Origin of the sequence: Acinetobacter proteolyticus (genome assembly GCF_000367945.1) — a bacterium.
Classification (GTDB): domain Bacteria; phylum Pseudomonadota; class Gammaproteobacteria; order Pseudomonadales; family Moraxellaceae; genus Acinetobacter; species Acinetobacter proteolyticus.
In genome coordinates this window covers 2,161,509-2,183,778 of record NZ_KB849179.1, presented here as the reverse complement: position 1 = coordinate 2,183,778, position 22,270 = coordinate 2,161,509, and the positions used below count along the sequence as shown (strand labels likewise).

Annotated in this window: 24 protein-coding genes; 11 read left to right on the top strand and 13 right to left on the bottom strand. The window is 41.6% G+C overall.

The features are described 5' to 3' along the window. Positions 1 to 41 precede the first annotated feature (41 nt). The gene (gene gigC / locus F993_RS06895; protein ID WP_004655424.1) at positions 42 to 926 is read right to left on the bottom strand and encodes a LysR family transcriptional regulator GigC; all 885 of its coding nucleotides are present in this window, start codon (positions 924 to 926) and stop codon (positions 42 to 44) included. 84 nt (positions 927 to 1,010) lie between these two features. Between gigC and F993_RS06900 the strand changes: the two genes are divergently transcribed. Beyond that, positions 1,011 to 1,772, top strand: a complete 762-nt coding sequence (locus F993_RS06900; RefSeq protein ID WP_004655422.1) for a ferredoxin--NADP reductase — start codon at positions 1,011 to 1,013, stop codon at positions 1,770 to 1,772. 126 nt (positions 1,773 to 1,898) lie between these two features. Beyond that, positions 1,899 to 2,150, top strand: a complete 252-nt coding sequence (locus F993_RS06905) for a hypothetical protein (protein WP_228254117.1) — start codon at positions 1,899 to 1,901, stop codon at positions 2,148 to 2,150. Between the two features lie 30 nt (positions 2,151 to 2,180). On the opposite strand, the gene F993_RS06910 is transcribed toward F993_RS06905, so the two are convergent. Further along, positions 2,181 to 2,603, bottom strand: coding sequence for a hypothetical protein (locus F993_RS06910; protein ID WP_004655415.1), 423 nt, complete (start codon positions 2,601 to 2,603; stop codon positions 2,181 to 2,183). A 204-nt stretch (positions 2,604 to 2,807) separates the two neighbouring features. On the opposite strand from F993_RS06910, the gene F993_RS06915 reads away from it, so the two are divergent. The 3 genes from F993_RS06915 (at position 2,808) to F993_RS06925 (ending at position 5,222) form a co-directional block, all read left to right on the top strand. Next, on the top strand, positions 2,808 to 3,008 hold the full coding sequence (locus tag F993_RS06915) for a hypothetical protein (RefSeq protein WP_004655414.1): 201 nt from the start codon (positions 2,808 to 2,810) through the stop codon (positions 3,006 to 3,008). A 226-nt stretch (positions 3,009 to 3,234) separates the two neighbouring features. Further along, positions 3,235 to 4,830: a mechanosensitive ion channel gene (locus F993_RS06920; protein WP_004655413.1), complete on the top strand. Its 1,596-nt coding sequence runs from the start codon at positions 3,235 to 3,237 to the stop codon at positions 4,828 to 4,830. Positions 4,831 to 5,042: 212 nt separating this feature from the next. Continuing rightward, positions 5,043 to 5,222: a hypothetical protein gene (locus F993_RS06925; RefSeq protein WP_004655412.1), complete on the top strand. Its 180-nt coding sequence runs from the start codon at positions 5,043 to 5,045 to the stop codon at positions 5,220 to 5,222. Between the two features lie 45 nt (positions 5,223 to 5,267). On the opposite strand, the gene F993_RS06930 is transcribed toward F993_RS06925, so the two are convergent. The 5 genes from F993_RS06930 to F993_RS06950 all read right to left on the bottom strand — a co-directional run bounded on the left by F993_RS06930 (position 5,268) and on the right by F993_RS06950 (position 10,853). Further along, entirely contained in the window at positions 5,268 to 6,464 is a 1,197-nt protein-coding gene (locus F993_RS06930; protein ID WP_004655410.1) for a BaiN/RdsA family NAD(P)/FAD-dependent oxidoreductase, read from the bottom strand. Between the two features lie 54 nt (positions 6,465 to 6,518). Next, positions 6,519 to 7,391, bottom strand: coding sequence for a 1-aminocyclopropane-1-carboxylate deaminase/D-cysteine desulfhydrase (locus F993_RS06935; protein WP_004655409.1), 873 nt, complete (start codon positions 7,389 to 7,391; stop codon positions 6,519 to 6,521). Between the two features lie 66 nt (positions 7,392 to 7,457). Beyond that, entirely contained in the window at positions 7,458 to 8,621 is a 1,164-nt protein-coding gene (locus F993_RS06940; protein ID WP_004655408.1) for an HlyD family secretion protein, read from the bottom strand. A gap of 23 nt (positions 8,622 to 8,644) precedes the next feature. After that, positions 8,645 to 10,291, bottom strand: a complete 1,647-nt coding sequence (locus tag F993_RS06945; RefSeq protein ID WP_004655407.1) for an MFS transporter — start codon at positions 10,289 to 10,291, stop codon at positions 8,645 to 8,647. Positions 10,292 to 10,304: 13 nt separating this feature from the next. Further along, complete coding sequence (locus tag F993_RS06950) at positions 10,305 to 10,853, bottom strand: TetR/AcrR family transcriptional regulator (protein WP_004655406.1); 549 nt, start codon at positions 10,851 to 10,853, stop codon at positions 10,305 to 10,307. A 185-nt stretch (positions 10,854 to 11,038) separates the two neighbouring features. Between F993_RS06950 and F993_RS06955 the strand changes: the two genes are divergently transcribed. The 4 genes from F993_RS06955 to F993_RS06970 all read left to right on the top strand — a co-directional run bounded on the left by F993_RS06955 (position 11,039) and on the right by F993_RS06970 (position 13,822). Next, the gene (locus F993_RS06955) at positions 11,039 to 11,716 is read left to right on the top strand and encodes a DUF1345 domain-containing protein (RefSeq protein WP_004655405.1); all 678 of its coding nucleotides are present in this window, start codon (positions 11,039 to 11,041) and stop codon (positions 11,714 to 11,716) included. A 100-nt stretch (positions 11,717 to 11,816) separates the two neighbouring features. Then, a complete protein-coding gene (locus F993_RS06960; RefSeq protein ID WP_004655404.1) occupies positions 11,817 to 12,584 on the top strand; it encodes a class I SAM-dependent methyltransferase in 768 nt (255 codons plus the stop codon). Between the two features lie 103 nt (positions 12,585 to 12,687). Next, positions 12,688 to 13,296, top strand: coding sequence for a hypothetical protein (locus F993_RS06965; RefSeq protein WP_004655403.1), 609 nt, complete (start codon positions 12,688 to 12,690; stop codon positions 13,294 to 13,296). 7 nt (positions 13,297 to 13,303) lie between these two features. Then, on the top strand, positions 13,304 to 13,822 hold the full coding sequence (locus F993_RS06970) for a hypothetical protein (protein ID WP_004655402.1): 519 nt from the start codon (positions 13,304 to 13,306) through the stop codon (positions 13,820 to 13,822). Positions 13,823 to 13,931: 109 nt separating this feature from the next. Here the strand turns inward: F993_RS06970 and F993_RS06975 are convergent, their stop codons facing one another. Then, the gene (locus F993_RS06975; RefSeq protein ID WP_004655401.1) at positions 13,932 to 15,554 is read right to left on the bottom strand and encodes an oleate hydratase; all 1,623 of its coding nucleotides are present in this window, start codon (positions 15,552 to 15,554) and stop codon (positions 13,932 to 13,934) included. Between the two features lie 359 nt (positions 15,555 to 15,913). Between F993_RS06975 and F993_RS06980 the strand changes: the two genes are divergently transcribed. Further along, on the top strand, positions 15,914 to 16,537 hold the full coding sequence (locus tag F993_RS06980; RefSeq protein WP_004655400.1) for a LysE family translocator: 624 nt from the start codon (positions 15,914 to 15,916) through the stop codon (positions 16,535 to 16,537). 61 nt (positions 16,538 to 16,598) lie between these two features. Here F993_RS06980 and F993_RS06985 read toward each other — a convergent pair whose 3' ends face one another. The 3 genes from F993_RS06985 to metG form a co-directional block, all read right to left on the bottom strand. Continuing rightward, entirely contained in the window at positions 16,599 to 17,576 is a 978-nt protein-coding gene (locus tag F993_RS06985) for an MBL fold metallo-hydrolase (protein WP_032812513.1), read from the bottom strand. A gap of 129 nt (positions 17,577 to 17,705) precedes the next feature. After that, complete coding sequence (locus tag F993_RS06990; RefSeq protein ID WP_004655397.1) at positions 17,706 to 18,395, bottom strand: SEL1-like repeat protein; 690 nt, start codon at positions 18,393 to 18,395, stop codon at positions 17,706 to 17,708. Positions 18,396 to 18,492: 97 nt separating this feature from the next. Beyond that, positions 18,493 to 20,550 carry a methionine--tRNA ligase gene (metG, locus tag F993_RS06995; RefSeq protein WP_004655396.1) on the bottom strand — a complete coding sequence of 686 codons (2,058 nt, stop codon included), beginning with the start codon at positions 20,548 to 20,550 and terminating at the stop codon, positions 18,493 to 18,495. A 204-nt stretch (positions 20,551 to 20,754) separates the two neighbouring features. Between metG and F993_RS07000 the strand changes: the two genes are divergently transcribed. Further along, positions 20,755 to 21,210: a hypothetical protein gene (locus tag F993_RS07000; RefSeq protein WP_004655394.1), complete on the top strand. Its 456-nt coding sequence runs from the start codon at positions 20,755 to 20,757 to the stop codon at positions 21,208 to 21,210. On the opposite strand, the gene F993_RS07005 is transcribed toward F993_RS07000, so the two are convergent. Both F993_RS07005 and F993_RS07010 read right to left on the bottom strand, forming a co-directional pair. Further along, the gene (locus tag F993_RS07005) at positions 21,207 to 21,665 is read right to left on the bottom strand and encodes a hypothetical protein (RefSeq protein WP_004655391.1); all 459 of its coding nucleotides are present in this window, start codon (positions 21,663 to 21,665) and stop codon (positions 21,207 to 21,209) included. The genes F993_RS07000 and F993_RS07005 overlap by 4 nt on opposite strands. A 72-nt stretch (positions 21,666 to 21,737) precedes the next feature. After that, positions 21,738 to 22,235 carry a hypothetical protein gene (locus F993_RS07010; protein WP_004655390.1) on the bottom strand — a complete coding sequence of 166 codons (498 nt, stop codon included), beginning with the start codon at positions 22,233 to 22,235 and terminating at the stop codon, positions 21,738 to 21,740. Positions 22,236 to 22,270 lie beyond the last annotated feature (35 nt).

The following is a 22,270-nucleotide window of genomic DNA, read 5'->3' as shown; positions in this document are numbered from 1 at the left end:
AAAACGCTTCTGATCGGAAGCGTTTTTTATTTTCGCAACAATTAAATTTTATTTTCACAGAACTGCAAAAAGGCTTTTAAACCCGGTCCTTGATACTTTTGACGATGCACGAGCATATAGAGCGGGCGGGTTAATTGCCAGAATGGAGTATCCAAGATCACCAACTGACCTTTCTCTTGTAGCGGTTCAATCGCGAGGCGTGATACGCAGGACATGCCTAAACCACCCGCGACAATTTTTAGGATCGCTTCATTATGACCTAGTGTTAAACGGATATTGGCATCTGGCAGATCTTGCAAAATCGCATTATCAAACACTTCACGAGTGCCTGAGCCTTCCTCACGTAAAATCCACTCCACATCTAGAAAATCAGTTGGACTCACGGGGCGATTCAGCTGTGCCAAGGGATGATCAGGCGCACAACATACGGCTAGCTCGTCATCACGCCAATGGATACATTGCAACTGAGGCAAATGACAAGACCCTTCGATCAAGGCTAGATCCAGCTGGAATTGATTAACCGCTTCAATCATTTGACGGGTATTGCCGACTTGCAGTTGCAAATGTGCTTGTGGATGGCGTTGCAAAAAGTCAGCCATCAAGTCAGGCATTAAATAGTCACTGATGGTGAGCGTTGCACCTAAACGTAGGTCAATACTTTGTAATTCACCTTTAGCCGCTTGCTCAAACGATTCACAACGACCTAAAATTTCTAAAGCTTGCGGGAGTAAAAAACGTCCCAAATCATTGAGTTGTAATCTTTTACCTAAACGGTCAAACAATGGTGCACCCAGACCATCTTCCAAATCAGCTAAAGCCATACTTGCCGCACTTTGTGTGAGTCGGACAGCATCACTCGCTTTGGTAACCGTTCCTTCCTGAGCGACCGCCACGAAAACAGCCAATTGGCGTAATGTCATGCGCATGTTAAATAGCCTTAATGTTTTGAGTATCCATCAATTATTCGATCATGCTAACATGAGCGCACTGTTTCGTGCCACGTTCTCATCATGTCAATTGAAAAATTTAGCGTAGAAAAGGTTTTATCTGTACATCGTTGGACTCATAATCTTTTTAGCTTCACCATGACCCGTCCAGCACATTTCAAATTTACCGCAGGGCAATTTGCCCGTATTGGTTTAATGGTTGAGGGAGAATTGGTTGTCCGTGCCTATTCTGTTGTTTCGTCACCTTTTGATGAAACTTTAGAATTTTTTTCAATTGTTGTGCCTGATGGCGCTTTTACCTCGAATCTGCAACACCTCAAAGTCGGTGATGAGTTGTATCTGGAAAAAATTTCCTATGGCTATTTAACGTTGGCACGTTATCAGCAACCTTTACCACAGGATTTATGGTTATTGGGAACAGGGACGGGACTTGCGCCGTTTTTATCGATGTTACAAGACTTTGAAACATGGAATAAATATCAGCAGATCAATCTGGTGTATAGCGTACGGACTGAATCTGAATTGGCTTATGTCGAGCGTATTCAAGAGATTGCAGCCTTATTTGGCGAAGGGCATACCGGCTTTAAATTTATTCCAATTATTACCCGTGATCCGAACGCAGCCCTGCATGATCGCTTGCCTGTTTTAATTGGCAATGGTGAATTAGAAAAAGCAGCAGGACTGTCTTTTAACCGAGACAGTAGTCATGTGATGTTATGTGGTAATCCACAAATGGTGGAAGATACCAAAGAAGCGCTGAAGCAACGTGGTCTCATTATGAATCGTCGTGGTGAAGGGAATATTGCCGTAGAGAATTATTGGTAAAGCAAATACATCATCACTTTAGTTGTTTTAATAAGAATAAGGAAAAAAAGTAGGATGGAGGAGCAAGTCGGAAAAAAGGCAATTGGAAAAGTTCCTTATATCGCTTTTTTTGTAGGAATGCTCATCATGAGCATTTTACTCATCTACAGTTATACGACGATATATACTGGCGGATGGGGTGATTTAAGTCGAAATATCATGGTTGGACTGTCCTTATTGGTTTTTGCAGTCTATTGCCTGTTCTTTTTTATTTGCTCGTTGTATCTGTGGGTAATTTATCACAAACAGCCCAACTTGGATGTGTCTCCAACACATTGGGCTATGGCATTACATGGTTTGGCAGTTGTGTTGATATTATTGTTTTTTGCGGGTAGCTAAACTCAATCAGATAATGGTTTCTGTTTGATCTTAATGTACAAACATATCCATAAATTCACGAATTTCTTGAATAGCAGTATCGACATCCGTGGTTAACCACGTCGGCTCGAACAAGCCGATATAGTGTTCCAAGCGATCTTGTGGCACCACCAGACGCACTGGGCAATCTTCTTCAAGTAGACGCCAAGGCAGAATAGGTACTTCATTATCCAGAAACGGTTGTACATTGCGAATATCGACAATCATGGCATTGATACAGTCGGGCAATGGCATCACCGAAAATTCTTCGGTACGACGACGGAAGTACTCTAAATCGCCCCATTTTAAGATATAGCTCGGCTTGTTGAACTCAATAATTCCAATCAAATGTTCATCGCGTGTGTGATGTAAAAAACATTGATGAGTCACATCAGTGTCTAATTCGAGGGAGATGCTTTGTTGGCTGTAGGACATAAAGCAGAACGATTGAGAAATGAGGCGCGTATTATAGCTTATTTTAGCCCATTCTAAAACCGCCTATATTTTAGACAAAAAAAGGATTGATGAAAAGTAGAGTTCTGCAACTATGGCAACGATAGTCCGAAGCTTTTTCACACAATGCAACAGTCAGTGTTGTTAATATAAAACTTGAAAAGTAAAAGGATGAGGGCTGCTATCATGCATGATTTTAGTAAGCCACAGCCTCATGTGGCCAGCAAAGAAGAAATTACCAAAAAGAGAAGATTACCCGTTTATATTTTGATTATGGTCGGAATCTTCCTGATTGCATTACTTGTTTATATGGTTGCTGATCATTCAGCCAATCCAACTGCTCAAGTGATCATGTCACAGTTGCAGTCGGCCATTCTGAATGCTTAGGCAAGCATTTTTAGACCAAAACCCATTCATAATAAAGCTCATTGATGTGAATCAATGAGCTTTTTTGCAAAATTATGAGACCTTTTTGTTGTATTAGTGCTGCCATTGATTGATTGGAAAATAGACAAAAACTAAGGTGGAAGCATCCATAAATCATGTTCTTCATTGCAGAACGTTCTTGGGTGGATGTGTATCAAGATTTAAAACACAATATAAGGATAACAACATGAATGAATTTTTTAATGACCCCTCCAATCGAGGAGGATTTGATGCAATGTATTATTGGGATCAGTTTCATCCTATTTTTGCTGCAGTTGTCATCCTACTGGTGGGATGGATTGTTGCTTTGGTGATTGCAGCAGGTGTGAAAAAATTACTGCAAAAACTTGATACCAATCATAAATTGTCTTCCGCAACTGGCCGTACCCCAAATATCGAAAATCTGATCTCCAAACTGGTGTTCTGGTTTGTGCTGATTCTGGCCGTGGTGGGCGCACTCAATGTATTAAATATCAGTGGGGTCAGTGATCCTTTCAGCAATATGGTGGGTCGTGTGTTGGCCTATGTACCAAACTTGCTGGCAGCCGTTGCGGTGGGTTTTATTGGTTGGATTGTGGCACGTCTGGTTCGAGCAGGGTTGACCAATGTCCTTGCCAGAACTGAACTGGATGAGAAGCTGAGTAATGAAGTTGGTGTCAGCTCACTCAGTACCAATATCGGCGAGATATTTTATTGGTTGGTGTTATTACTGTTCTTGCCAATTGTTTTATCGATTCTTGGTCTGACTGGCTTATTGATCCCTGTACAGAATATGGTGAATGAAGCGATTGCTTATCTACCGAATCTGTTCATCGCCGCTGTGATCATTTTCGTGGGATATATTCTGGCGAAAATTGTTCGTGGGATTGTTGAGGGGCTCAGTAATAGTCTTGGCCTACAAGCACAAGCAGAAAAAGTTGGCTTATTTAAAAACTCGAATGTGGCGAAGTTCTTAGGTTCATTTGTGTTTGCCATCATTATTATCACCACCTTAATTGTGGCCTTTGAAGCATTGGGAATCCAAGCGATTTCTCAACCAGCAACAGCGATGCTGAATCAAATCATGTATGCAATACCACAAATTATTGCAGCAGGTTTGATCTTGATCGTGGCCTATATCGTATCGCGTTTTGTGGGACGTTTAGTCGCGGAACTGATTTCTGGGGCTGGGGTGGATGAAATCCCGATGAAGCTTGATTTACAACGCTTCTTGGGTCAGACCCGTGTTTCTGATGTGGTTGGTTATCTCATTGTTTTCTTTACCATGTTGTTTGCGGTTTCAGAAGCAGCCAATCGACTTGGCTTAGAGCAGGTCAGCGTACTGATCGCCATGTTTATCCAGTTTGGTGCCAGTATCTTACTTGGTGCAGTGATTCTAGTAATCGGCTTCTGGTTGGCCAATGTAGTTGCCAATATCGTTCAACGTGGTGAATACAACAGCTCACGCTGGTTGGCGAATTTGGTTCGTATTCTCATTATGGGTTTAGTGATTGCAATGGGCTTAAAAGCTATGGGAATCGCAGATTCGATTGTGAATTTGGCCTTTGGTTTAACCTTGGGTTCTGTGGCAGTCGCTTTTGCTCTAGCTTTTGGTTTAGGTGGTCGTCAACCTGCAGAACGTTTGCTTGGCGATTTACTGGATAAAGCAAAAAATGAAGCAAAACAACCGAATCCTTTACATAAGAAGGAGGTTGTAGCAAGTGAAACTGTGAATCCAACAGCACCGACTGCGACCAATCCGGTGAATCCAACTCCACCAACACCACCGTATTCGGATGAATAGAAAAAATAATCTTTGATTTTTTTGATTAATTCGACCACTCTAAGCAGGGTGGTCGTTTTGTTTGTATCAGTATTATTGGGTGTTATTTGGGATTGTAATTGGGTGTTTTAAGCGGGTTTAAATGCTTTAATGAAGAAATTTGACCTCAAAAGCAATTCATTTATAGCTCAAGTATCAATAGTCTCTAAATAAAAAGTCGATAGGAGAATGAAATGAAGAGGCCAAATCGAGTATTCGCACCGATTATTATTGCAGGGATTACCGTTGGATTCTTGGCGAGTGCTTATAAGTTTGTCGTTGCTAAATCAAACCCTTCTAAAGAGAAAAGTATTGAAAATACGCAGCACATGACAACTTCTGAAGCGGCAAACTCTTCCGAGCAACGCAACTAAGCGGGTTGCATTCAATCAAGCCCGCAGTATTCCGATGAGATCGTATTAAACGAATTGAGCTGCGGCTTGTGCAGAAGACCACGCCCATTGAAAGTTATAGCCGCCTAAGTGCCCCGTCACATCGAGTACTTCACCGATAAAATAGAGCCCTTTCTGTTTTTTACTTTCCATGGTTTTGGACGATACTTCACTGGTATCCACCCCACCGAGTGTGACCTCGGCAGTACGATAACCTTCAGTGCCTGACGGTTTTACCGTAAAGGCATGCAATTGCGCCGCAATCTGTTCGAGTTGTACATCACTGAGATTGCCAATTGGCGTTTCACTTTGTTCTGCCCAAATCAGTTGCTGTAATTCAAGTACGATACTTTTGGCGGTAAATTCACTGATTAAGGTACGCAGTAGAACTTTAGGCTGTGATTTTTTCTTGTCTTTAAAGAATTGTGCAAAGTCTTGGCTTGGGAAGAAATCAATTTTAAAGCTTTCCCCAACATGCCAGTAGTTTGAAAGTTGTAATGAGCTTGGGCCACTGAGACCGCGGTGGGTAAACAGCAAAGCTTCGGTAAATTGATGACGATCATTGACCAAAGTGGCATCTAACGCATTGCCGCTCAAGCGTGTGGTAACTTCTTTAAACTGATCGGAGAAGGTGAAAGGAACCAGACCCGCACGGGTTGGGTAAACATGATGACCAAACTGTTGCGCCAGTTCATAACCAAAACCCGAGCCACCGAGGGTTGGAATAGATAATCCACCCGTTGCCACGACTAAGGATTCACAGTGATAAGTCCCTTGACTGGTTTCAATCATAAAACTTGAATCTGCCTGAGCCTTCACTTGCTGTACTTCACAGTGGGTTTGAATCTGTACACGTTTGGCTTTGTCACATTCTGAAAGTAAAAGTTCCAGAATTTCTTTAGCGCCTTTGAGTGTAAATAATTGTCCGTGTTTGCGTTCTTCGTACTCGATGCCATATTCACAGACTAAACTGATAAAGTCCCAGTTGGTATAACGGGTTAAGGCTGAGATGACGAAATGCGGGTTTTCAGACAGAAAATTGGCAGGTTCGACCTCCAGATTGGTAAAGTTACATTTACCACCACCTGACATCAAAATCTTTTTGCCGACTTTATTGGCTTTTTCCAAGACCACAACTGAGCGCCCACGTTTGCCTGCTTCTGCAGCCAACATCAAGCCCGATGCGCCTGCACCTAAAACAACAACATCAACTTGATGAACCATGGGAAAATACTCAAGGGAGGAAAAGCGGGCAATTATAAAAGATTTATGCGGCTTTTAGTATGTTTTCAATTTTCCTTGCAAGCCACCGGTATGGATCGCCAAAATACGTGTATGTTCAGGAAAATACTGCTGCTGGATTAAATCGAATAGCCCCAGCATCATCTTGGCGGTATAGACCTGTTCCAAAGGAATTGCATATTGTTGTTCGAAGTGTTGCATAAATTGCAGCAACTCAGCTGTGGTTTTGGCATAACCACCACAGCAGTAGGCATCGGTTAAAGACCAATTACTTTTATTGGTCCACTGTTGAATATCCCGTTTTAGGAAGTCGCCTTTCAATGCTGAAAAACCTAGAACCTTTTGTTGTGCAGTGCTGCTTTCAATCAGTCCAGCAATGGTGCCACCTGTTCCAACTGCACAACAAATCACATCATAATTTTCTCGATCATCTTTGCTTAAAATTTCCTGTGTCCCTTGCAGTGCAAGTGCATTGCTGCCACCTTCAGGAACCATAAAGGCTTGAGGATATTGCTGTTGAAGTTGTTGTAAATATTCCATCTCATAGCGCAGTCGATACTCAGCCCGGCTGACAAAATGCAATTGCATGCCAAAATCTTGCGCTGTCTGTAGGGTAGGGTTTAAGTCTTGAGTTGCAAGTTCTTCACCACGAATTATGCCAATGCTTTGCAAGCCAAAGCGCTGTGCAGCATAGGCGGTTGCAGCAATATGATTTGAGAATGCACCCCCAAAAGTCAGGATTTGGGTCAAACCTTGTTGTTGTGCTGCAAGCAGGTTGTATTTCAGCTTATAAAATTTATTACCTGAAATATGAGGATGAATTAGGTCTAGACGCTTAATGGTCAGTTGCACTGAACTGGGAAGCGTTAATGTTTGATAGGGTGTGGGAAAAGCAATGTGATCAAACATTTTCGAACAAGAGAAATAGATTTGACCACATTGTAAATGGATTTGATTGAGAATGTCAGTGTTGCATTAGGAGTCAGTATCCACCGAGGTAATTACCGACATCCCAGGACGTAAGTTTTCGATGCCTTTTTGATTTGGATCTATGGCGATGCGGACTGAAATACGTTGTACCACCTTGGTGAAGTTACCTGTTGCATTGTCGGGTTTGAGCACGCTGAACTCTGAACCTGCCGCAGGGGAAATCTGTTCAACATGTCCTGTAAATTTCTGATGATTCATCGCATCGACGGTGAAATAGGCTTTTTGCCCAATTTTCATATTGGCAATTTGAGTTTCTTTAAAGTTGGCAATCACCCACGTTTGTGTCGGGATCAGATAAAGCAGTTGTGTTCCCGCTGCGACATATTGACCGACCCGTGGATTGACTTCACCTAATTGTCCATCCAGTGGTGCAACAATGGTGCTGTAGTCCTTGGTGGTATTGGCTTGGTCGAGTTGTGCCTGTGCACTATTCACTTGTGCTTTTAAGCCAGATTGCGCCACTTGCGCTGTTTTTAAAGCTTCTTGCGCCACCAAGATATTGGCTTCGGCCTGTTTCAATAAGGCGTGATTATTCTGCGTATCTGCCGCGGCTTTATCTTGTTCAGATTTAGACGCCGCACCGCTATCACCCAATTGCTGGTAGCGTTTTAGCTGTGCTACAGATAAATCGTATTGTGCCTTGACCTGATCCAGTTTGGCCTGTGCGGCCACAACATCAGCCTGACGTTGTGCAATGGCTTGGGTTTGGTTGGCAAGGCTGTTTTCAGCCTGTTCTACCCCAGATGCTGCCTGTGTGACTTTTTGATCATAGGTGGTGGCATCAATATGCATCAAAACCTGACCTTGTTTAACTTGATCAAAGTCTTTGACCAAGACATCTTTAATATAGCCATTGATCTGTGAAGACAGGATGGTGGTTTTACCTTTCACATAGCTATTGTCAGTTTGTTCAACTGCTGTATGGAAGGGGCCAATGCGCCATGCCCATAAAATAATGGTGATTCCGACCAATAGCACCAGCAGCATCCACCATAGGGTAGAGCGTTTGGTTTTAATGAGTTTACTGGTCGGCGGTGGAGGTGGTGGTGGCATTTGGACGACAGTCTCAGGCACCTTTGCTGCTTGAGTTGTCTCATTTTGCTCAGTGGTTTGAGCATTATTATTTTCGGGTTTCTCTTGTTCGGACATAAGCTTTTCTCAATCAAAAAGGACTAACTGGCTGCTTGCAGATTCTTTCGGGTTTTGTATTTATCCCGTGCATATTTAAATAAGCCCCACAGCAATAACACCACTGCAAAAATACCGTTCAATACAATCACATCGTTATAGGCACGCACCTGCGCCTCACGGGTGACCACTTTATTTAGGTTCTGCAAGGCTTGGTTATTTTGTAAAACAGGGTCATTGCTACTGACCGTAGCACTGCGCTGATAAGCCTGTAAGCGTTGGGCCACTATTGGATTTGTCGGATCAAGATTGCTATTGATTTCGACTTTATAATCATAGGTATGGCGCTGCTGATAGGTGTTGAAAAAGGAGGAGCCGACCAAACCACCAAAGTTCTGTGTGGCCGAAAACAGCACAATAAAGGTCACCACATATTGCGGACCGCGTTGTAGGGTACGCATAAAGCCCATCAGCAGCAGTGGGCCGATAAACACGCCTCCTGCAAAGCTGACGAGAAATTGACTGCGGTAAAAGTTGGCAGGACGTACATCACTGGTCAGGTGATAGTCCAGCGCACAAGCAATCAAAATCAAGATTTCAGCCAGAAATAAATTCAGAATCACCCGTTCGCGGTGAAAGGTCAGCGCACTAAATACAGAACCTGCAATGGTGCCGCAGAAGATCACCACATACAGTGGTACAAACTGGTCGGGTCCCATGCCCATGGTTTTCAAAAAATTGACTGCGGCATAGCTTTGTTCTGACATCAGTAAACGTAGGGCGAAGGCACTGACCACAAAACTGAGCAGATCACCAGCCGCCAACCAACGGGTCATAATCAGTGGATTACTGCGATAATGTTCGTAAGTAAGCCCCAATACAATCAAACAAAAACCCACAATTAAGGTATAAGCCAGCCAAGGGCTATTGAACCACCATAGAATCGGCCCTTGGGTCAGTACGATACACAGGCAGGCAAAACCGGGCGCCAGCAAGGCAAAGGTAAAGAAGTCCTGCTTCTCAAACACCTCCATACGTAAGCTACGGGGGAGTTTTAATGCCACCACCATGGCAAAACAACAAATCGCCAAGCCCAATTCAAAGGTATAAATCACGTCCCACTGGTTGGCGCTAAGCAGAAAAGGCGAGATGATCCATGCCAAAGGCAGACCAAGTTGCTGAAAGCCGAAGGCCAGATAAATTCCTTTGGCCATATCCGCCTTTCCAAAGGCCTGCATGGTGTAATACATCCCCAGTGAACTGAGTGGTGCCGCGGCCAGACCTGCAATGAATCTTACAAATAAGGCCATTTCATAGGTTTTGACAAAGATATGTAGAATCAGTACACCAATAAAAACTAGCAAACCGATTTCAGAAAAAAGGCGTAAGCCATATTGTTGGCGGGCTTTAAACAGAATCAGGTTAGAACTGACATTTGCCATCACATAAGCTGCGGGGAGCCATGCTGCCTGCGATGGGGTGAGGCCATATTCACCTTGGAAAATCGGCAAATTCGCAACAATAAAACCATTACTTAAACTGGCTGCAATACAAATAAACAGACCAATAATGAAGTAAGCAAAACGTTTCGGTCTGGCATGGGCAATTGCAGCAGGCGAACCAGGTAAGGTTGGGCGCTCATCAGCTGACCAATCTGGAGGAGTCTCAAGATAGCGAGGGCTTTTATCCATGTTATTTCCCGAACTAAACTTTAATGCCGTTTAATAATAATTCTATTGCACGTTTGGCTAAGCGAACTTGATCTGAGGTGTTATGCCCTTGAAATGAAGATCCCAAAATCGCCGTGATCATACCGAAATCTTGCGGGGTGAGATCAGAACGGCAGAGTTGATGCTGTATGGCTTGATCAATCAATGGCTGTAACGCTTTATCACGCCGCTCATAAATGTTTAGCATGATTGGGTCTTGCCGATCAATAATGCGCCAGTAATCAATAAGAACCACCAGATGGGGGAGCTGTTGGATATGACCTTCAATCAACCGAATAAAACCATCATTAAATTCTTGTAGTGCCTGTGCTCGTTGTTCTAAACGTGTAATCGCTCGTTCCAGCAAGGCAGCAATCAGCGCTTTACGATCGGCAAAATTACGATAGAAGGTTGCACGTCCCACGCCAGCATGATCAATGATAGCTTGCAAAGGCACATGAACCCCTTGTTTGCGAAAGATTTCTTCGGCTGCATTCAGGAGTTCATCACGATTATGCGCTGCCAATTGCTGACGTTTTGCCATGACCTAAATTTCTTGGGAGATATAGAGTGAATTAAACGGACATTTTTGTCCGAAGTAAATATACTGAGAAACTTTATTTTGTTTAATTTCGGTAAAATCGCCGTTCAGAGGGATTTTCTTAGACAATACAGTGTTAAAAAATAAGAGTAAATTACGCATGCATAAAAAATACAAATAGGTGAAAAATGCAAGGATTCATTCCGCGGTTGCTGCAAGGAATAAAATATCGGCCATATTTGTCTGCAACTTTCTCTTTGGGACTGGTGATTTATGGGGCTTTGCATCTGCTTACCCAATGGCATTGGGCAACCTGCTTGCAGCTTGGTTGGAATATTGCGATTTGGCTGTATTTATTTCTGACCTTGAAAATGATGTGGCATTTGGATGCCACCCATATTTTACAACGCGCCAAGCAGCAGGATGAAGGCAAGTGGATGATCTTGACCGTTGTTCTTGTTGCCATTGTAATCTGCTTTATTTCGATTGTGGTGCAATTGGGACACGTCCCCAAAGATCAGCCGATTTTAAAAAGTGCCCTGATTTTACTCACCATCGGGACGATTTTTTCAACTTGGTTATTACTGCATACGTTATTTGCGATTCATTACGCGCATGACTATTACCTTGCCAAAAGTCGTCATCAAGATGCAGGTCTAGATTTTCCAAAAACCGATCAACCGGATTATCTGGATTTTATTTATTTCAGTTATATCATTGGTACCTCCGCACAAACCGCCGATGTCTCGATTACCAGTTCAGAGCTGAGACATCTGAATATTTTTCACTGTGTCTTGGCTTTTATTTTTAATACCGTGATCTTGGCTGTGGCGATCAATGTTGCAGCCAGTTTGATTGGCTTATAATTGATAACTTATTTTTATTAATTAATATAAAATTGATCATTTTTGTTTTTGATTGAGATTGGCTATTTTGAATCTAAACCCATAGCGCAAGGCTAAGAAGATGAATACCCAGCATCAAGTCAATCAACAGCAATATCAAGATAAATCGCAAGCCTATTTAAACAGCACGGTGCATGCGCAAGGTGTTGAGTTTGCAAAAATGCAGCACTTGATCCAGTCACATCAATTTAAAACCGTGTTGGACTTAGGCTGTGGTGGTGGCCATGTCAGCTATCAGATCGCACCATTTACCAAAGCAGTGACGGCTTATGATTTAACGCCGTCAATGGTGGAATTGGTGGCTCAACAAGCCAAGCAAAAGGGCTTTGATCATGTCAAGGCTGTGCAAGGTGCTGCCGAAAGTTTACCTTTTGCCGATCAAAGCTTTGATTGTGTAATTACACGCTATTCAGCACATCATTGGCAAAACGTGGCACAGGCGATGGCGGAAATTCGCCGTGTATTGGCGTCACAAGGCAAGGTGATTATTGTCGATATTTTAGGGCACTCAAATCCCGTGATGGATACTTTCTTTCAGAGTATTGAAAGCATTCGAGACCCAAGTCATGTACGCAATTATAGTTTGCAAGAATGGATGCGCTTTGCAGAATGTGCAGGTTTTAGGGTAGAGAGCGTTGAAAAGCAATATTTAGATTTAGAGTTCAACAGTTGGACGGAACGGATGCAGACCCCGGACTATGCGATTCAGACCATCCGTAATTTACAGAACAAGGCATCTGATCAAACCCAGCAATATTATCGCATTCAAGCAGATGGTTCATTCAGCAGTGAAGTGTTGTATTTGGTGCTTTCAACCTCATGTGGATGAGGCCAGCAATAAAACATTGAATTCCCAATCTATTCTAAGCAGAATAAGCGGTCTATTTTGTGGCATATAGACCACGGCTTAAATCAATTGGGTATATTATAAAATGACAAATAGATTAATTTTAGCGATCAGTTTGCTCTGTTGCAGTACCGTGCTATGGGCTAAAACCGAAGTTTTGGCTCAAGCGGGTGAGGTCAAAATTATTAAACGAAACTGCAATGTAAAAACCGATGCCTGTGACTATATCAAAATCTATAAAGGTCAAGAAAAGGTCTTAATATCGCAATGGAATAAGACGGCAAGAGCCTATCAATTCACCCCAAAACTGATTGGTTTTCAGTTGGGTGCCACTGGCAGTGCGCATATCCTCACGGTGTATGATCAAGATAACAAGCAGCAGGAATTCTTTGAATTATTAAAAATGTCACCCGATCAAAAGTGCTTTGTGACCAAACAGCAATTGGACAAAGAACATGACAAAGTGGTGTTTTACCGTTTGCCTGAACTCAAGCCTTATTTAAGCATCAGTAAAAAAGATCCAAAGTTTAGCGAGATGGGACAGATTGGCTATTCCACATTCTTTGATGAGAGCGATGCATCGTTTAATTTTGGCTATGATGCAGAAGAAGACGGAGAGAAATACTTTCAGGAGATCAAAGTTGAAAATCCATGTAGTTTAAAACCGAAAATCATTAAACAAGGTGATGAGTAAAATCAAAATGACTAAGCAAAATAAGATGTTGAAATGGGTACTTACTGCCACGCTATTGGTTGCTACACAGACTGCTTTTGCTGCGGAAAGCGTCAAGAAAACGCGTTATGGGCAAGTGCAAATTAAAGTCAGTCCGGAGACTGGACAAGAAACGCTATATTTTAATCATAAGATGGTACTGCCAAAAATTGAGGGCAACAACGGTCTGTCAATTGAAGGCATTTATCAATTACACCTGGATGATGTGGTTTTGGTGCAAGACATTGGCGGCAGTGGTTGTCCGATCCAACTGAATTTTGTGAAAATCAGTCCGAATCAGAAAGTGACAGTTTCACCTGTTTTTGGTTCATGTTCAGATCTCATTAAAGTTTCAGCGAAGCCGAATCAAATTATCGTGACCATGCCTGACTTTATGGGTGCGCCAGAAAGTGAGGAGCAAGAACGCAAAGTTGCTCAGAAGAAAATGATTTATAGCTATGATGGAAAACTACTGAAAGAAAATGGCAAGCTGCTGCTTCAAGAATGAGTAAGCTATTCAGCAAATTCGAGTGAATTTTGCTTATAGCTCTATGGACTAATCATGTGGATGAAGTAGATCTTCAAGATCTACTTCATGTTTCGTATTTCACGATGGTTTAGTGAAATACGGTTTCCAAGGCTTTTAAGCCGACTTTAGGGTCGAGCAGACCGTTGTAGATTTCAGGAACTTCACGATCTACGCCTAAGAGTTGGTAAATGGCGAGCATGGCGCCACGGATGGAATATTCCACGGTAAACACCACATCATCTTCCAGTTCCACAAATTGACCCAAGAAAGCAAAATTAACGGCATTCTCTGGAATCAGTAAGGGACGATCGCCTGTTTTACGACAAGCAAACAGCGCAGAGGCATACGGCATCATTACCGTGCTAATGTCACTATGCGCCAGTACATGATCTAGGATATCGTCGAATCCGAGTTGATGAATTAACTCAATCACAATCTCTTGCCCAGTGGCTTCACTCATTGGTTTTTTGATGTAGTCACCGATGTGATCAATTTCAAAGCCATAGCCCCATAGGGTAAATTTGCCTTCTGGTAGGTCAGCAAAATGTGGCTGTGCAGGCACCACGATGGATAAATGCCAGCCTGATTCAAACCAAGTCATCAGTGCACCCGTTCCCGGTTCATTGCCTGTGTATTCAATGATACGTTTCAGCAGCACATCATCATGCAGGGTCAGGGTAAAAGACTTCCATTTATGTTCGTCGATATTGCCATTAAAGGTCATTGGGCGACCAAAATCAGGTGCTTTTTGTGCAAGGGTTTCCCATAGGCGCCAGCCATGATCCTGTCGATCACGAATTAAGGCTGGCACATCATTTTGACCGCCATAACGTGAATCTGCTGTAATCGAACCTAAGGTAAATAATGCGAGATCATGTTCACCTAAGATAATCTGTTCAGTCCCTTCTGGGAGATTCAGATAAAGCTTGCTTACCTTACGTTGTTTGCTCTGCTCATCTTCAATAAAATCAGCATCGGTGACATACGTGCCAAAGCGTACATCTACACCTTGTTCGACCAACCAACGTTGCAGAGGATAAATCATCGAATCATATTGATTGTATTTAGTGCGCTTAACCCCAGCCAAAGTATGAATACGGGGTAATTCTTGAATAAAGCGTATGAAATAGCGGCGTAATTCTGCTGCACTATGCCATTTCTGAAAGGCAAAGGTGGTGCGCCACATCCGCCAGAAATTGCTTTGAAAAAATGCATCATCAAAAAATTCATCAATACGACGACTGCCAATCCGTTCTTCTTTGAGTGCCAACAGGCGTAGCATCTGGGCACGATTTAAGGTGGATAAACCGAGCTTTTCGGCCTCTGCAATGACATGATTCGCATCAATTAAACGGGCTTGGGCATGGGTCTTAATTTTTTCATTAAATTCACGGCATTCCTCACGGACAGAAATGTTTGGATCTTCCAGTGAGGGGATGCTAGAGAATAGATCCCATGTACATAAATAGGTTTCATCGGTCAGCATTCGTCCGCCACGCGTCACCCAAGCATGATTGGGATTGAGTGGATTATGTCCACCATCCATTGAACCACCTGAAACCTCAAGCTCTTCTAAAATATGAATGTTTTGGGCGGGTACTTTGGCGTCACGAATAGCAAATGCTGCCGCCGCCATACCTGCAATACCGCCGCCAATGATCCAGAGATGTGATTGTGAAGGGTCTAAAGTTTTCAGTTTTTTAGTTTGCATCTGATGTGCCTCGGTTATCGTTATTGATGAAAATGAATTTAATTCCATAAATTTATTATGGGATTTAAACTACTAAAAATAAATGAAAGTTACACTAAAATGGATGACAAATTTTGATCATAAAATTAGTTTTATAGAAAAATCGGATACTTGATTTATGACGGAGATGAATATGCTATTTTTAAGTGTTTGATATTCATTATGAATTGAGTCTTTGCTCTAGTTTATTGCTTTCTAATCAGATGACATCGACTGAAGCTCTCAAAAATTGCTGAGATTAGTCAAAATTTTTATATCTTCTGGCGATACTTTTTCAGTAAAATTAATATTTGAAAATTATTCTAATCTAGAGGTTTCACTTGGAATCGTTATTGATTTTAGGCTCAATTGCTTTGGCGTTAATGTTGGGTGCAATCAGCCCAGGTCCTACATTTATTTATGTGGCTAAAAACTCAATTGCGATTTCGCGTAAGCATGGCTTATTTACTGCCTTGGGAACTGGAACAGGGGCTGCATTATTTGGTTTGCTTGCTGTTATGGGTTTGCAGGCAATTTTATTGGCGGTACCTTCTGCTTATATTGCACTAAAAATATTTGGTGGTCTGTACTTGCTTTGGCTGGCCTATAAAATTATCAAACATGCCAAAGAGCCAATGGAAGCAGTCAATGGCACTGTGAATCGCATGAGCTACGCACAAGCCTTTCGTTTGGGGCTGATTACTCAGCTCAGTAACCCGAAAATTGCGATTATCCTTGCCAGTATTTTTACCGCCTTATTACCGAAAGACATTCCAAGTTATTACTATGTGGTGTTGCCAATGCTGTGCTTCTTTATTGATGCAGGTTGGTATTCGTTGGTTGCGGTGGCATTGTCAGCCGAAGGCCCACGTAAAGTTTATCTAAAATCTAAATCGTTATTTGATCGCATTGCGGGTGGGGTGATGACCTTGCTCGGATTAAAACTGATCTTTGGTATGAAATAATAGAGCAGAAAAAGCGACCAAGAAGGTCGCTTTTTTATTGCCTAGAATCAGCGCATACAGCTTAATCTTTAAAATGCACAGGAATCCATTGATAGCTCTTTCCATCAGCAGAATAAATATGTCCAATTCCCGGGAAAGGTAGATGTGGTGCTGCAATGGTTTGTCCATTTTTAGCGAAGTCAGCAAACTGTTTTAAGCGTGTAGCAACGGCTTTTTTCGGGTCAATATCGTATTCAATCGCAGTTTCGGGCTTATCAAATTGCACAGTATGCGAATGCACGATATCCCCAATAAACACCACGCTTTCGCCTTTGCTTTTTAATTCATAGCTAAAGTGACCAGGCGTATGTCCCGCCGTGTTAATGACTTTAAAACCTTGAATCTCATCACCGAGTTTATAGGTCTTAAAGCGTTGTTTGGCTTGGTATGGGGCAATCGCCTGTTTAATGTGCTTAACCGTTCCTTCATAACCTGCTTGTTTGTCTTTCGGAAGCTTAGCTGCCTGTTTTGGATCTAACCAATAATTGGCTTCATCACTGGAAACATAAACGGTTGCATTGGGGAAGTTGGCAACGCCATCTTTACTGATACCGCAAACATGGTCAGGATGTAAATGCGTGAGTAAAATGGTATCGACCTGTTCCGGTTTATAACCTGAAGCCTCTAGGTTTTTTAGAATCGAGCCTAAATGCGTACCAAAACAACTGGCTGCACCACTATCCACTAAAACCAGTGATTTTCCTGTATTGACGAGGAAAGCATTGATGGAGGTCTGTACGCCTTTATCCTGATCTGCATAGTACTTCTTTAAGATTTGCTGCACTTGTTGCTGAGAAATATCTTTAAACAAGCTTGGCGACATAAAGTTAGTGCCATCGAGCAGGGCGGTAATTTGTACATCACCGACTTGGTGTTGATAGTAGCCCGCAATTTGTTTTTGCTGTTCAATGATTGGCAGGATCTTGCTTGTTTCTGCATGGCTAAGTAAAGGGAAGCTGCTCAAGAATGAGACGGAAAGGAGGAGGGCTCTTTTTTTCATAGAATCATTAAATTTATTAGAGAAAAACTTTTTTACCATGAATTCAAATAAAATTGGGTATTTGAGCGCAGAAAAAAATCCACTTTTGTAAGCGGATTTTATGAGAGGTTCTCGTCTTAGCGTATGGCTTTACTGCTGGGTTAGCTTGGAAAAGTCTACCATTTCAAATTCTTCAAGATCACAATTTGCCAGTGCACATTTCTGCTCGGTATAGGCCGCTTCACCTAAATTTTGTTTGGCCTTATTTGCCCAAAACGCAGCTTTTTTGGCATCTTGCTGTTCAACCGGCAGTCGAAAACCATATTCATCTGCAAGTGTCATTTGTGCAGCAACAGAACCTTGCTGCCCTGCTTTTTCGAGTAAGGGGATGTATTGCTCAGTAGTTGAATAGTATTGCGCCAGCAAATAACTTGCATAAGCATCCTTTTGATTGGAAAGCTTTTGAATTGGCTTAAGATCGATTTGTTCTTTTAGCGCTGAATCTTGTGAAAATAGAGCAAATTCTAAAAGTGCAACAGATGCAGTTGAGTCTCCTTGTTTGATATAGTGATTCATCTGCTTTAAAAATAAGTTTTGTTGTTGATCGATATATTCTTTTGCCTTCTCCTCCTTATTTTCTGAAAGTAGCTGTTTTAATGTAGGATCAACTTTTATATTTTGATTCTCGTCATCCGATTGAAATAAGGTATTGAATATTAGCTGAACTTGATCTTTAGCTTGTTGTACTTGAGGACTAAATTGAGATTGAATTTCCTGAGCTAAAGCAATTTGAAAAGAAAAAATGCTGAAAAAGAAGACAGTGATTATTCTCTGGAACATGTTTTACCTAATGTATTTTTCGTTCATTTAATATTTTGGTTGAATTATAGCAATAAAAAAAGGGCTTCCGAAGAAACCCTTACATAAGTTTTATATATTAAGACACTTTATCGCCTGGTTTTGCGCCAGATTCAGGTGAAATCACCCAAACACCTTCACCATTACCTGCGGCAAGTACCATACCGTTAGAAATACCAAAGCGCATCTTACGCGGTGCAAGGTTAGTCACCATTACCACTAATTTGTTTTTTAGATCTTCTGGCTGATAGAACTCGCGAATACCACTAAACACATTACGTGGTTCAGCTTCACCGACATCTAAAGTCAATTGCAGCAATTTATCAGAACCTTCAACCGTCGCGGCTTCCAATACTTTTGCCACACGAAGATCAACCTTCATGAAATCTTCGATACCGATAATTTCAGCTTCACCTACTTTTGGCTCAGGCTTCTTCTCGGCTTTCTTTTCTTTTTTCTTCTCTACTTTCGGCGCTTCTGCCGCCGCAGCTAAAGAATCTTTAGATGCATCCACCATTGCAGCCACAGCTTTGGCATCAACACGTTGCATCAATGGCTGGAATTGAGCAATTTCATGACCAAGCAAGATGTGCTGACGTGATGCAAAGTCAAAGCTTTCAAGTTGTAAGAAGGTTTGAACTTGAGCTGCAAGTGTTGGCAACACAGGCGCCAAGTAAATCGCAAGTTGACGGAATAGGTTAATACCCACCGAGCACACATCGTGAACTTGTTGCTCTTGACCTTCTTGCTTGGCAAGTGCCCAAGGTTTTTTCTCATCAATATATTGATTGGCGCGGTCAGCCAAAGCCATGATTTCACGGATTGCTGCTGAGAATTCACGTGCTTCATAAGCCTGTGCGATTGAATCACCTGCATCAATAAAGCTTTGTACCAGTTCAGATTCTGCACATGTCTCTGACAAGGTATTATTGAAGTTGCTGTTAATGAATTTTGCACAACGGCTGGCAATATTTACCACTTTACCCACAAGGTCAGAATTCACTTTCTGAACGAAGTCATCTAGGTTCAAATCTGAATCTTCAACTTTGTCAGACAGCTTAGATGCAAAGTAGTAACGTAAATATTCAGGATTCAAATGCTCTAAATAGGTTTCAGCTTTAATGAAAGTCCCGCGAGACTTCGACATCTTCTGACCATTCACGGTTAAGAAACCATTCACAAATAAACCTGATGGGGTACGGTAGTTGGCACCTTCAAGCATTGCAGGCCAGAACAGCGCATGGAAGTAAACAATGTCTTTACCAATGAAGTGATAGACTTCTTTATCGCTGTCTTTTTTCCAAAAATCATCAAAGCTTAGATCAGGACGTTTAGTTTTGATGTAGTTTTCAAAACTCGACATATAACCAATTGGTGCATCGACCCAAACATAGAAATATTTGTTTGGCGCATCTGGAATTTCAAAACCAAAATAAGGTGCATCACGCGAAATATCCCAATCCGATAAACCCGCTTCAAACCATTCGTCTAGTTTGTTGGCAATCGAAACAGGCAGACGACCTTGGTCACGGGTCCATTTCTGTAAGTATTCTGAGAAATTCGGAAGTTTAAAGAAGTAGTGATCTGATGATTTCTCAACAGGAGTCGCACCACTTAAGGTTGAGCGTGGGTTTTCTAATTCGGTAGCGTTATAAGTTGTACCGCACACTTCACAGGCATCGCCGTATTGATCTTCCGCTTTACATTTCGGGCATGTACCTTTAATGAAACGGTCAGACAGGAACATGCCTTTTTCAGGATCGAATAACTGTGTTACAGGACGGATTGCAATATTGCCTGCTTCACGGTTTTTGATATAGATTTCTTCTGAACGTGCTTTGTTCTCGTCACTATTGGTTGAATCATAGTGATCGAAATGTACGCCAAAACCATCAAAGTCACGGATATGTTCTTTCTGAACATTGGCAATTTGTTGTTCCGGACTAATCCCATTGGCTTCAGCACGTAGCATGATTGCTGTACCGTGAGCATCATCCGCACATACATAAGTCACATCATGGCCCATTGCACGCATCGCACGAACCCAAATATCTGCTTGGATATAACCGAGTAAGTGACCCATATGGATAGGACCATTGGCATAAGGTAGGGCATTGGTGACTAAAATTTTACGCACGGATATTGTTCTCTCATTCGTATTTGCAAGGCAGATGATTTTACATGACTTGACCCGGACTTGCACAAGGGATTCAGTGAAATCTTTTCAAGCTGCGTTATGGGGCTATTTTCACGACTTCATGCAAGCTTCACTTGTACTTCAATCAAAACACATTTCCTTTACTGATAATGGTTGTATGGTCAATAAATAAAGGAAACAACCATGAGATCTTGGCATTTGCTTTGTGCATCTTTTTGCGCAAGTGTGGCATCGGTTTTTAGTTTTGTGATTCCGTATTGTTTGTTCTTAAATTTTCAGCAAAACCATTTATTGCACGTGGTCAGCAATGCGATGCAAGTGATGCTGTATCTCACGCCATTTCTCGTCGTGCTTGCTTTTATCTTCTACGTCATCGTTCTATCAGTATTGAAATTACCCAGCAAAATTTTTGATTTGCTACAATTTTTTAAAGTCAGTCTGGTCTTTCTTACAGGGTGGATGTGCTTAGTATTGATAATTTTATTTGAAGATCAGGTCAATGGCTTTGATTTTGAAACATTGGCCGTGAGTCTTTTTATTTTTGTTGCGGTTTTACCTGTGCTTGCGGTGGGCTGTATCAGTGCCAATAGTTGTTATGTATTGATATGCAAGAAACAGTATAAAAGTGCTTTTAGTTAAGTACTTTTAATTAACTGGAGCTTTTTTGTGTCATGGTAGAAATAAACACTGTAGCTTTTGAGTTTAGTTTGATGTCCACTCATGCTGAAATAACCTGAACAGGGTACTTGCCATTGCTTCTCTGTATTCTCAGTAAAGCCGATCCAAGCTTGGCCACTAAATGTAAACGTAAGATCATCTTTCATTGTAAATTCATCAAAATAGATTGCATCGCACCAGAATGTATTTTGACCAAAATTTAATTTAGAAAATTTCCAGCAACTTAAAAAAGCAATTAAGGTTTCTAAGTCTTGGCTTTGTTGATATGTTTTGAATTGAAGAATAGTGTGGGCAATATCACGCTCTATAGCCAAGACTCTACGTTGAATTCTTCTTTTGTTGGAGTAAACATATTTTGACCACTTTTCATACCTTTCATCTTCTTGTTTTTGCAGTATAAGTTCTTCTTTATTCATATTCGATTTTGAGTCATTTTATCTATGAATTTTTGATTATTGAGTTGAGAAAAAAGTATGTATCCCGAAGGATTACATACTCTGCATTTGTTTTACAGTGACGCTGTGCTTAGAGTTCTTTCTTAAAGAGATAATTTTGCCTTTCGATAAGAAATGGATGTGATAGCCCTTTAACCCGTCCGTTTTAGGATCAAGGGTAATTTCAGCAAACATCGGCGTCTGCCAAAGTTCATCACTACCCAAAATACCTAACCAAGCCTGTGCTTTTAAGGCAACACTAAATTCATCTCTGATTTCAAGCTCAGTAATGCTGAGTTCACTGCACCAATGTTCAGTTTTAGGAAACTCGGCTTTAGAAAATTTCCAGCAAATGGTTAGCGCCAGACTACTTTCAACAGGTGCTTTATCGTCACTCTGTTGATCAATCACTGGAATTAACTGTTCAGCAAGATCTTTTTCAAACGAAAGAAGCATTTTCTGGATTCTTCTTTTACTGGAAAGAATGTAGTTCAAGCGTTTTTCTTGGGCCTGAAGTTCATGCTGAATTTCTAAAAGTTCATTTTCATTCATATTAGGCAATTCTGCTATCTAGGTCTATGATTGAG

Bases quoted from the DNA above. Each gene is read 5' to 3' on its own strand.
- gigC (WP_004655424.1), bottom strand. From the start codon at position 926: ATGCGCATGACATTACGCCAATTGGCTGTTTTCGTGGCGGTCGCTCAG.
- F993_RS06900 (WP_004655422.1), top strand. From the start codon at position 1,011: ATGTCAATTGAAAAATTTAGCGTAGAAAAGGTTTTATCTGTACATCGT.
- F993_RS06905 (WP_228254117.1), top strand. From the start codon at position 1,899: ATGAGCATTTTACTCATCTACAGTTATACGACGATATATACTGGCGGA.
- F993_RS06910 (WP_004655415.1), bottom strand. From the start codon at position 2,603: ATGTCCTACAGCCAACAAAGCATCTCCCTCGAATTAGACACTGATGTG.
- F993_RS06915 (WP_004655414.1), top strand. From the start codon at position 2,808: ATGCATGATTTTAGTAAGCCACAGCCTCATGTGGCCAGCAAAGAAGAA.
- F993_RS06920 (WP_004655413.1), top strand. From the start codon at position 3,235: ATGAATGAATTTTTTAATGACCCCTCCAATCGAGGAGGATTTGATGCA.
- F993_RS06925 (WP_004655412.1), top strand. From the start codon at position 5,043: ATGAAGAGGCCAAATCGAGTATTCGCACCGATTATTATTGCAGGGATT.
- F993_RS06930 (WP_004655410.1), bottom strand. From the start codon at position 6,464: ATGGTTCATCAAGTTGATGTTGTTGTTTTAGGTGCAGGCGCATCGGGC.
- F993_RS06935 (WP_004655409.1), bottom strand. From the start codon at position 7,391: ATGTTTGATCACATTGCTTTTCCCACACCCTATCAAACATTAACGCTT.
- F993_RS06940 (WP_004655408.1), bottom strand. From the start codon at position 8,621: ATGTCCGAACAAGAGAAACCCGAAAATAATAATGCTCAAACCACTGAG.
- F993_RS06945 (WP_004655407.1), bottom strand. From the start codon at position 10,291: ATGGATAAAAGCCCTCGCTATCTTGAGACTCCTCCAGATTGGTCAGCT.
- F993_RS06950 (WP_004655406.1), bottom strand. From the start codon at position 10,853: ATGGCAAAACGTCAGCAATTGGCAGCGCATAATCGTGATGAACTCCTG.
- F993_RS06955 (WP_004655405.1), top strand. From the start codon at position 11,039: ATGCAAGGATTCATTCCGCGGTTGCTGCAAGGAATAAAATATCGGCCA.
- F993_RS06960 (WP_004655404.1), top strand. From the start codon at position 11,817: ATGAATACCCAGCATCAAGTCAATCAACAGCAATATCAAGATAAATCG.
- F993_RS06965 (WP_004655403.1), top strand. From the start codon at position 12,688: ATGACAAATAGATTAATTTTAGCGATCAGTTTGCTCTGTTGCAGTACC.
- F993_RS06970 (WP_004655402.1), top strand. From the start codon at position 13,304: ATGACTAAGCAAAATAAGATGTTGAAATGGGTACTTACTGCCACGCTA.
- F993_RS06975 (WP_004655401.1), bottom strand. From the start codon at position 15,554: ATGCAAACTAAAAAACTGAAAACTTTAGACCCTTCACAATCACATCTC.
- F993_RS06985 (WP_032812513.1), bottom strand. From the start codon at position 17,576: ATGAAAAAAAGAGCCCTCCTCCTTTCCGTCTCATTCTTGAGCAGCTTC.
- F993_RS06990 (WP_004655397.1), bottom strand. From the start codon at position 18,395: ATGTTCCAGAGAATAATCACTGTCTTCTTTTTCAGCATTTTTTCTTTT.
- F993_RS07000 (WP_004655394.1), top strand. From the start codon at position 20,755: ATGAGATCTTGGCATTTGCTTTGTGCATCTTTTTGCGCAAGTGTGGCA.
- F993_RS07005 (WP_004655391.1), bottom strand. From the start codon at position 21,665: ATGAATAAAGAAGAACTTATACTGCAAAAACAAGAAGATGAAAGGTAT.
- F993_RS07010 (WP_004655390.1), bottom strand. From the start codon at position 22,235: ATGAATGAAAATGAACTTTTAGAAATTCAGCATGAACTTCAGGCCCAA.